The following is an 8,850-nucleotide window of genomic DNA, read 5'->3' on the forward strand; positions in this document are numbered from 1 at the left end:
GGAGTTAACTCGGACCTTCTCGGGAGACCGGGGGAGTCGGCCCAGGCCTGGACCCTCGTGGGGTTGGGGGTGTGGGGCGGTGGGAGGGGGGGGGTCCCCTGTGCAACACCTGGCCCCCCCGCTTCGCGAACCCGACGCTTCGCGCGTCCCGACCATTGCGCCTCAGCGCTTCGCGCGGCTCGGCACTTCGCGGACCTCGGTGCACGACCGGCAGTTCCGGCACGGACCCCCGGTCCCCGCCCCAGCCGATCCGGTAGTCCGCCCGCCAGTCGTCCGCCCGCCCGTCAGCCGGCAGCCCGGCAGCCCGGCAGCAGCGAGTCCGAGCCCGGCGGCGGCCACGGCGGCGCCGCCGGCGGGCGGCGCGACAGCCCACCCCTCATCGGACGGTCGCCTTCCAGGGGCCTTCCTCCGGGCGTGCCTCGCGGTCCGTGCCGGGCCAGGGCGGCATGGTGACGGCGGTGATCCGCAGCGGCCCGTCGGAGTCCTCGTCCGCCCGGAACTGGAACGCGGTGCCCAGCGGTATCGACGCCGCCGTTCCGGGCGCGAGCCGTACGGTCTCCTCGCGCCCGCCCTGGCGGCGCCACAGCTCGCCGCTACCCGCGGTGACCTGCCACAGCTCCTGCACGGTGGCGTGCGACACCGCGTGGGTCACCTGGCCGGGGGTGAGCGTGAAGGCCGCGAGGCTCCCGGATCCCTCCAGCACCAGCAGCGGGCGCACCTCGGCCCCGTCCGGGGCGGTCACCACCTCGGCGTCCCCCACGTCCGCGGTGCCGAAGGGCTGGTGCCCTGTGTGATGTCCCATTGTGACGACCTGGCCTCTCATCCGACTGAGTAGCGTGGTCCCGTCCCCCACCGTCGATGGGATCACGGGCCCCCGGCCGTTCGCCAGGGCGGGGCTACCCCGAGACGACCCCGATCCGGCCCCGGCCCTCTCCGGACTCCTGGCCTCCTCCCGTGGTCGGATCGGCTCCGAAGTCGCGCACCGCCTCGGTGACGATCGCCTCCAGGCGGGCGTGGTGGGCGCCGCGCCAGTAGGCCTGTCCGCAGTCGGCGCACTGGGCGAAGGCGTCGTAGGAGCGCTCGGTGCCGTCCCGCAGTTGCTCGCGCACCGAGGTCTTGGTGGCCGGGTGCAGCGTGCCGTTGCAGGCGGTGCAGCGGCTCCAGGGGGCGAGCGGCGGCGCGAAGCGGGAGAGCACGTCGCGCAGTTGCTCGGCGGGGCGGTGGCTGTAGACGTAGGCGCCCGCCCACAGTTCGCGGCGGCGCAGCAGGCCGCGGTCGCGGGAGAGCATGATCCGCTGCTCGGCGGCCGAGCGGGCGGCCAGGGCGGCGTCGCCGATGTCGGGGTTCTCGTACGCGGCGTCCACGCCGAGCAGGCGCAGCCGGCGGGCGAGGGTGCCGAGGTGGACGTCCAGCAGGAAGCGCGCCGGGGCGGGCGAGCGCTGCGGCCTGGTGACGGCCCGGACGGAGATCTCCTCGCCGTCGGCCGGCACGTGGGTGTCGGGCACGGCCCGGCCGTCCACCAGCAGGGCGCCGACCTCGGTGAGCGGGACGCCCAGGGACTCGACGACGTGGCCGAGGGTGGAGGTGCCGTCGGTGCGCAGCGCGGTGCTGCCGGCCCGCCGGGGCGCGGAGACGAAGAGGTGCAGCTCGGGGGCGAAGTCGAGGCTGATCTGGGGTCGGTCCACTCGGCCAGCATGCCAGCGGGCGGCGGGCCGGGGCCACCGGGTTTCCGGCCCGCCGTCGGACCGGCCTCCCGGGGCGCACGGTCGCCCGCGTCCGAGCCCAGGCGCCCCGCGGACGCGGGCGAGGTCGGACGGCCGGCGGCACGGGCGGGCTCAGGCGGCCGGCGGCACGCGCGGGCTCGGGTGGCCGCCGACGCGCGCGGGCTCGGGTGGCCGCCGACGCGCGCGGGCTCAGACGGCCGCCGCGACCACCGTCGACGGTGACACCGGGTGGCCGCGGTCGCGCGCCGCCCAGCGGGCGACCGGCCCCATCGCGTACCCCGCCGCGAGGAACGCCCCGCCCAGGACCAGCCAGCCGACCAGGCCCCCGTCCAGCAGCAGTGTGGTGAGCAGCAGCGGCCCGAGGGTGCGGGCGACGGCGACGCCGGTGCCGAAGAAGCCCTGGTACTGGCCGATCCGCCCGGGCGGGGCGAGGTCGAAGGCGATCTGCCAGCTGCCGGCCGACTGCCGCATCTCCCCGGCCACCTGGAGGACGGAGGCCGCGACCAGCAGTGCGCCGACCGCCCAGACCGGCACGTCCAGCGCGGACAGTCCGAAGACGGCGCAGGAGGCGAGCAGCAGCAGCCCGGCGGAGCGGACGGCCCGGGCGGCCGGGGCCAGTCCGGTGATGCCGCGTGCCGCCCGGACCTGGAAGGCCAGCACCGCGAGGGTGTTGAGCACGAACAGCGCCGAGCCGAGCCAGCCGATCCCGGGGGCGCGCGCGGCGATCCAGAGCGGGATGATCAGGCTGAGCAGCGGCATCCGCAGCAGCAGGACGGCGTTGACGGCCGTGACGGCGGCGTACCGGCGGTCGCGCAGTACGGCGAGGCGCGGCCCGGCGTCCGGGGACCCTGCCGCGGGCGGGGCTTCGGGCAGCCGCCGCAGGACCAGCGCGGCGAGCAGGAAGCCGAGCGCGGTGACGGCGAAGGCGGTCAGGTACGCGGCGCGGGTGCCCAGGCCGAGCGCGATGCCGCCGATCGCCGCGCCGACGGCCAGTCCGCCGTTGAGGGTGGACTGGATGTGGGCGAGCAGCGCGGTCCGCTGCGCGGGCGGCACCAGCGCGGCGACCAGTGCCTGCCGGGCGGCGGTCAGGCCGGACTGCGCGGTGGCGTAGAGGCAGACCGCGAGCAGGAACAGCGGGTAGGAGCGGATCACCAGGAAGGCGGTGACCACGGCCGCCGTGCCCAGCGCGAGCGCCACCGAGGTGCGGCGCGGGCCGCGCCGGTCGGCGAGGTGCCCGAGCGGGACGCCGGCCAGGGAGCCGAGAGCCCAGGCGAGGGTGAGGCCGATTCCGAGGGCGGTCGGCGACATCCCGACCACCCTGGTGAAGTAGAGCGCGGAGCAGGTGTAGTAGGCGCCGTCGCCCACGGCGGCGGCCAACTGGGCGGCCGCGAGGGTCCGCTGGGGCCCGGCGGGCGGCAGGGCGCCCCGGCGGGCGGCTCGTTCGGTCGGCATGCCTCTCCTTCGCTCGTGGCGTTCTCGTGCGCGCCGGTCACCCACACGCGTCCACCTGCGTAAACGACTTCACGGACCGTCACCCCTGCCCGCGACCGCCGGATGGGCGGCGCGCGGAGCGGCTCTTCGCGACCGCGGCTCCGGCGCTCCCCCACCCTAGGAGAGAACCGGCCCAGTGGACCGGTCCAGTGATCAAGGAATTTCCTGGGCCAATCCGCCATGCCGCCGCACCGTCGACCGACCCCTGAACCCGCGTGCGAGGGGCGCCAGTTGGCGCCTCCGAGCCCTTCGAAGCGGTCCCGCCCCGGCCGCGCCCGCGCCGGTGAAGCGCCGTCCGTACCCGCTCCGAATCCGGCTCCGCCGAGCGCTGCAAAACCGCGATCGGACAGACCAGGGGCCAACTTTGACCGTGTTGACCCGTCAGTAGCGTCCTTTTATGCTCAACGGCGTTCGCGATCCGGCACCGGGCCGGGGCCGCCCGGCCCGCCCGTTCCATCGCCGTCTCCGGTTCGAAGGGTGGCCTCCCCATCAGCACCTCCATCGCGCCCTCGGACTCCACCGACCGACCCGACGGCCCCGGGCACCCGCACACCCACCCCGCCGACGCTCCGGACGCCCCAACGTCGGACGGCGGCACCCGCCGACGGCGCTTCCTCACCTATCTGCTGGCCGCACCCACCCTCACCGTCGCCGCCGGCCTCGGCCTCGACACCGCCGCGCCCGCCACCGCGGAGGCCGCCGCCCCGACGCCCGTCCGGCCCGCCGCAGCAGCTGCCGTACCGGTCCGCGAGACGGCCCTCCCCCAGCAGCTGATCGGGCTGCCCGGCATCCCGGACATCGTCGACCTCGGCGACGCGATGATCATCGCCGGGCTGCCGACCGCCCACCTGCTGGTCCTCGAGGTCACGGCCGACGGCCGCGCCGCACTCCACCTGCCCCGGCTGGAGGTCGGCCAGGGCCTCACCACCGCGATCGCCATGATCGTCGCCGAGGAGCTCGACGCCCGGCTCTCCGACGTCGACGTCCCGCTCTCCGACGCCCGCCCCGAACTGCTCTTCAACCAGCTGACCGGCGGCTCCAACTCGATCCGCTCGCTGTACGACCCGGTGCGCGCCGCGGCCGCCGCCGCCCGGGCCCGGCTGGTGACCGCCGCCGCCAAGCGCTGGAACGTTCCCGCAGCCACCCTACGCACCGCCGACTCCGCCGTCCTCGCCCCCGACGGCCGCCGCCTCGGCTACGGCGACCTCGCCGCCGAGGCGGCCCGCGTCGCCGTGCCCGCCGTCCCGGCCGTCCCCAAGACCGCCGACCAGCTGCGCCTGGTGGGCAGGCCGACCGGCCGGATCGACGCCCGCGACATCGTCACCGGCCGGGCCCAGTACGCCGGAGACCTCCAGGTCCCGGGCGCCGTGCCCACCGTGGTCGCCCGCCCCACCACCGTGGGCGGCACCCTCAAGTCCCTGGACGCCTCCGCCGCCCGCGCCATGCCCGGCGTCCTCGGCGTGGTGCGGATCCCGACCGGCGTCGCCGTCCTCGCCGAGACCTTCGACCAGGCGCTCAAGGCCCGCGACGCGCTGGTCACCACCTGGAACCCGGGCCCGGTCGCCGGCCTGTCCGACGCCGACGTACGGTCCAAACTGCGGGCCGCCCACCTGCCGTCCCTCCCGCCGCCGCTGCTCTCCCACCGGGTCGAGGGGGAGTTCGACTTCGCCTTCGTCAACCACGCCCCGATGGAGGTGCTCACCGCCGTCGCCGACGTCCGGCCGAACCGCGCCGAACTGTGGTTCGCCGCGCAGAGCCCGATCCTCGCCCAGGGCACCATCGCCAGGGAACTCGGCCTGCCGGAGAACGCCGTCACCGTCCATGTGGTGCGCGGCGGCGGTTCGTTCGGCCGCCGGCTGTTCTTCGACGCCGCCCTGGAGGCCGCCCAGGTCTCCAAGGCCGCCGGCCGCCCGGTCAAGCTGATGTGGACCCGCAACGACGACATGCGCCACGGCCGGGTGCGCCCCGCCAGCCACCACGTCATCCGGGCCACCTACGGCCTCGGCCAGGTGTTCAGCTGGGAGCACCGCGTGGCCGGCGTCCGGACCGACCTCGGGCACGGCCTCGGCGACATGCTCACCGCCGCCGGCTACAACCTCCCGCTGGCCGGGCTCACCGCCTCCGAACTCTTCTTCCTGCTCACCGAGAAGATCCCGTACGACGTCGGCGTCCCCACCCAGCTGCTCGCCGAGCTGCCGCTCGAACTGCACACCGGCAGCTGGCGCTCGGTCTACTCGGGCACCGTCCGGGTCTCCGACGAGATCATGATGGACGAACTCGCCCGCGCGATGGGCCAGGACGAACTCTCGTTCCGCCGCGACCGGATGCGCAGCGCCGCCGGACGGGCCGTGCTGGACGAGCTCGCCAGGCGCGGCGACTGGGGCCGCCCGATGCCCCCCGGCCAGGCCCAGGGCATCGGCTACCACGACGAGCACAGCGCCTGCGTCGCCTACCTGGTCGAGCTGGACGCCACCGACCGCGCCAACCCGCGGGTCACCAAGGCCGTCGTCGTCGCCGACGTCGGCCGGGTGATCAACCCCAGGGGCCTGGAGGCCCAGCTGACCGGCGCGCTCGTCGACGGCATCTCGGTGATCCTCCAGGCCGGCAACCACCTGGACAACGGCGCCTTCCGGGAGGGCAGTTACGGCGACTTCCACTACGCCCGGCAGCGGCACACCCCGCCGGTGGTCGAGATCCACCTGATGCCGCCGAGCGGCCAGCCCGGCGGCGCGGGCGAACTCGGCGTCCCGGCCGCCTCCGCCGCCGTCGCCAATGCCTACGCCCGGGCGACCGGCACCAGTCCGCGCTCCTTCCCGATCAACTTCTGACCACCGGCTCCTGACCACCAGCTGAGGAATCCCGACTCCCCATGCCCACCCACACCTTCGTCCTCAACGGGAAGCCCGTCACCGTCGAGGCCCCGGACGACATGCCGCTGCTCTGGGTCCTGCGCGACAAGCTCGGCGTCACCGGCCCCAAGTACGGCTGCGGGGTGGGCGTCTGCCGCGCCTGCACCAGCCACCTGGACGGCCAGGAGTTCCAGCCCTGCACCCGGTCCGTCAAGGACTGCGAGGGCCACACCGTCACCACCATCGAGGGACTGGCCGACGGCGAGGTGCTGCACCCTGTCCAGGAGGCCTGGCTCGCCTGCGACGTCGCCCAGTGCGGCTTCTGCCAGCCGGGCCAGATCATGACCGCCGTCGCCCTGCTGCGTCGCACCCCGAACCCGACGGACGCGGACATCGACCAGATCCAGAACATCTGCCGCTGCGGCACCTATCCGCGCATCCGCGAGGCGATCAAGCAGACCGCCGCCCGGCAGGGCGCCAAGCCCTGACACGGGCGGCACGTCCTGACGCGGGCAGCAAGTCCCCAGCGGGCGGCACGTTTTGAGCGGGCGCAAGCCGCTCGGCACCCTGGCCACACCGGTCCACACCACCTAGGCTGGCCCGGGGATCCAGTCGCCGAGCCGCGCGAGGATGACGCATGATCAGGCGCCGTTCACTTCTCACCTTCGCCGGCCTGGGCGGGGCCGCCGCCCTGCTGCCCGCCGGGCCTGCCCTGGCCGCCCCGGCCGCGCCGGCGCGCGCCATCGACCTGCCCGCACCCACCGTCGGCCGGCCGGTCGGCACCACCAGCCTGCACCTGGTCGACCACGGCCGCCTCGACCCGTTCGCGCCCGTCCCCGGTCCGCGCGAACTGATGGTGCAGCTCTGGTACCCGGCGCGCGGCACCGCCGGCCGGCCCCGTGCGCCCTACATCGCCCCGCGGGTCGCGGCCGCGATCGAGCGGATCCTGCCGCTGGACCCGGGCACCCTCGCCCTGGTCCGCCCCACCGCCCTCGCCGACGCCCCCGCCCACCCCGGCCCGCTCCCCCTGCTGCTGCTCGGCCACGGCCGCGGCGGCACACGCGGCAACTGCACCGCACTGGCCGAGGAGTTGGCCGCGCACGGCTACCTCGTCGCGTCCGTCGACCACACCTACGACGCCGCCGCCGTCGAGTTCCCGGACGGCCGGCTGGTGCTCGGGGCCCTGCCGGAGAACCCGCCGGACTGGGACGCCGCCGAACGCAAGGAGATCGCCGCGCGGGTCGGCGACCTGCGCTTCGTCACCGACGAACTGACCGGGGGCCGGCTGCCGTTCCGGGTCGACGAGGAGCGGATCGGCGTGCTCGGCCACTCCATGGGCGGAGCCGCGGCCGCCGAGGCCCTGCGCCAGGACCCGCGCCTGCGGATCGGCCTCGACCTCGACGGCGGCCTGTTCGGCTCCCCCGTCCCCGAACTCGGGCTGGGCCGGCCGTTCCTGCTGCTCACCTCGATCGACGACCACGACACCTGGCAGCGCTGGCGCGAACACCACCACGCCTGGGGCCGCCAGCTGCGCACCCTGGGCGCGGGCCACCTCAGCTTCACCGACCTGCCGCACGCCGCCGCCCCCGGCCACCTCGCCGACCACCTCCCCGCCGACACCTACGCCGGCCTGCTCGGCACCCTCGCCCCGACCCGCGCCACCGCGCTCACCCGCAGCTACGTCCGGGCCTTCGCCGACCGCTTCCTGCGCGACCGCCCCACCCCGCTCCTCGACGGCCCGTCGCCGCGCCACCCGGAGATCGAGTTCCGCTGGAGCCGCGGGTAGGGCAGTCTCGCCGATCGTTCCCGGGCCCGCGACACTCCCCCGGCCTTCGGGCCGGGAGGTAGCCCACCCCCGCCCCGCGATGCACACACCCCGAGGCCGCGCCCCGATCCGGACCGATCGACAGCACGGGCCCCGGGCACGATCACGCCCTAACCCGCCGGGTACTCCGCCGGGTCGCGGCCGAAGAAGGCGGCGAGCCGGTCGTACGCCGGGGCGTCCTCGGGGGCGGCGACGGCGGGGCCGAACGCGTGGTGCTCCTCCTCGGCGCCGCGGTACTCGGGCTTGAGCGCGCCGCCGGCCCAGGCGAGCGCCGCGTGTGCGACCTCGTGGTCCAGGCCCTCGGTGGACTGGCCGGTGGCGCGGGCCAAGTCCCAGCCGTGGACGGCGAATTCGGCGATCTGCTGGTCCACAGGGAAGCGGGCCGGGAGGGTGCCGACGCCGGGGACCTCCAGGGTGCCTCCGAGGTCACCGGCCGCGCGCCAGGCGTCGACCAGTTCCTCCGCCCCGGCCTCGAAGGCGTGCAGCCAGTCCTCCTCGACCCGGTCGAAGGGCTGCGACCAGTCCGGCTGCCCGCCCTTCGCCCGTACGGTGAACTGCCGCAGGTCGTGCAGGAGGTGGCTGACCAGGTCGCCGACGTCCCACGAGCGGCAGGGCGTCGGGTGGCCGGCCAGCTCGACGCCGGTGCCGTCGATCAGTCCGGCGGTCTGCGCGAGGGCCCGGGCGAGCAGCTCGATCGGGTCTTCCGCTGCGGTCATGGCACACCTCTCGGTACGGGGTCCCGGTGCGGGAGCGCGGGTCGTGCCGGGTGATCGTAAGCGCGGGCGCCGACCACCGCCCGCCACGACACCGCACCCGCCGTCACCGGACCTACCGCCACCGGGCCCCTCGTCACCGGGCCCGCCGCCGGGCGTCAGGCGGCTCTACCTTCTGAGTCGGGTTGATCGAGCCATTCGTAGGGTTGGGTCACCCAGGGGTGCTGGGTGTGGCTATCAGGCGGCTG

The 8,850-nt window shown here is 75.6% G+C and carries 7 protein-coding genes; 3 read left to right on the forward strand and 4 right to left on the reverse strand.

Translation table 11 applies throughout. The features are described from left to right. Positions 1 to 376: 376 nt before the first annotated feature. The 3 genes from ACZ5OX_RS30935 to ACZ5OX_RS30945 all read right to left on the reverse strand — a co-directional run bounded on the left by ACZ5OX_RS30935 (position 377) and on the right by ACZ5OX_RS30945 (position 3,176). Complete coding sequence (locus ACZ5OX_RS30935; RefSeq protein WP_465634559.1) at positions 377 to 802, reverse strand: cupin domain-containing protein; 426 nt, start codon at positions 800 to 802, stop codon at positions 377 to 379. A gap of 94 nt (positions 803 to 896) precedes the next feature. Continuing rightward, positions 897 to 1,685 carry a Mut7-C RNAse domain-containing protein gene (locus ACZ5OX_RS30940; protein ID WP_465634561.1) on the reverse strand — a complete coding sequence of 263 codons (789 nt, stop codon included), beginning with the start codon at positions 1,683 to 1,685 and terminating at the stop codon, positions 897 to 899. Positions 1,686 to 1,913: 228 nt separating this feature from the next. Further along, on the reverse strand, positions 1,914 to 3,176 hold the full coding sequence (locus ACZ5OX_RS30945) for an MFS transporter (RefSeq protein ID WP_465634562.1): 1,263 nt from the start codon (positions 3,174 to 3,176) through the stop codon (positions 1,914 to 1,916). 857 nt (positions 3,177 to 4,033) lie between these two features. Here ACZ5OX_RS30945 and ACZ5OX_RS30950 point away from each other — a divergent pair. The 3 genes from ACZ5OX_RS30950 (at position 4,034) to ACZ5OX_RS30960 (ending at position 7,850) form a co-directional block, all read left to right on the forward strand. Beyond that, positions 4,034 to 6,043: a xanthine dehydrogenase family protein molybdopterin-binding subunit gene (locus ACZ5OX_RS30950; RefSeq protein WP_465634564.1), complete on the forward strand. Its 2,010-nt coding sequence runs from the start codon at positions 4,034 to 4,036 to the stop codon at positions 6,041 to 6,043. Between the two features lie 41 nt (positions 6,044 to 6,084). Further along, the gene (locus ACZ5OX_RS30955) at positions 6,085 to 6,552 is read left to right on the forward strand and encodes a (2Fe-2S)-binding protein (RefSeq protein ID WP_465634565.1); all 468 of its coding nucleotides are present in this window, start codon (positions 6,085 to 6,087) and stop codon (positions 6,550 to 6,552) included. Between the two features lie 149 nt (positions 6,553 to 6,701). Further along, positions 6,702 to 7,850 (forward strand): alpha/beta hydrolase, encoded by a 1,149-nt coding sequence (locus ACZ5OX_RS30960; RefSeq protein WP_465634567.1) that lies wholly within the window; start codon positions 6,702 to 6,704, stop codon positions 7,848 to 7,850. Positions 7,851 to 7,999: 149 nt separating this feature from the next. Here the strand turns inward: ACZ5OX_RS30960 and ACZ5OX_RS30965 are convergent, their stop codons facing one another. Next, the gene (locus tag ACZ5OX_RS30965) at positions 8,000 to 8,605 is read right to left on the reverse strand and encodes a TIGR03086 family metal-binding protein (protein ID WP_465634568.1); all 606 of its coding nucleotides are present in this window, start codon (positions 8,603 to 8,605) and stop codon (positions 8,000 to 8,002) included. Between the last annotated feature and the right edge of the window lie 245 nt (positions 8,606 to 8,850).

Source organism: Kitasatospora sp. NPDC032121 (genome assembly GCF_055580145.1).

Coding starts and splice junctions, on each gene's coding strand:
- ACZ5OX_RS30935 (WP_465634559.1), bottom strand. CDS start 802: ATGGGACATCACACAGGGCACCAGCCCTTCGGCACCGCGGACGTGGGG.
- ACZ5OX_RS30945 (WP_465634562.1), bottom strand. CDS start 3,176: ATGCCGACCGAACGAGCCGCCCGCCGGGGCGCCCTGCCGCCCGCCGGG.
- ACZ5OX_RS30950 (WP_465634564.1), top strand. CDS start 4,034: ATGATCATCGCCGGGCTGCCGACCGCCCACCTGCTGGTCCTCGAGGTC.
- ACZ5OX_RS30955 (WP_465634565.1), top strand. CDS start 6,085: ATGCCCACCCACACCTTCGTCCTCAACGGGAAGCCCGTCACCGTCGAG.
- ACZ5OX_RS30960 (WP_465634567.1), top strand. CDS start 6,702: ATGATCAGGCGCCGTTCACTTCTCACCTTCGCCGGCCTGGGCGGGGCC.
- ACZ5OX_RS30965 (WP_465634568.1), bottom strand. CDS start 8,605: ATGACCGCAGCGGAAGACCCGATCGAGCTGCTCGCCCGGGCCCTCGCG.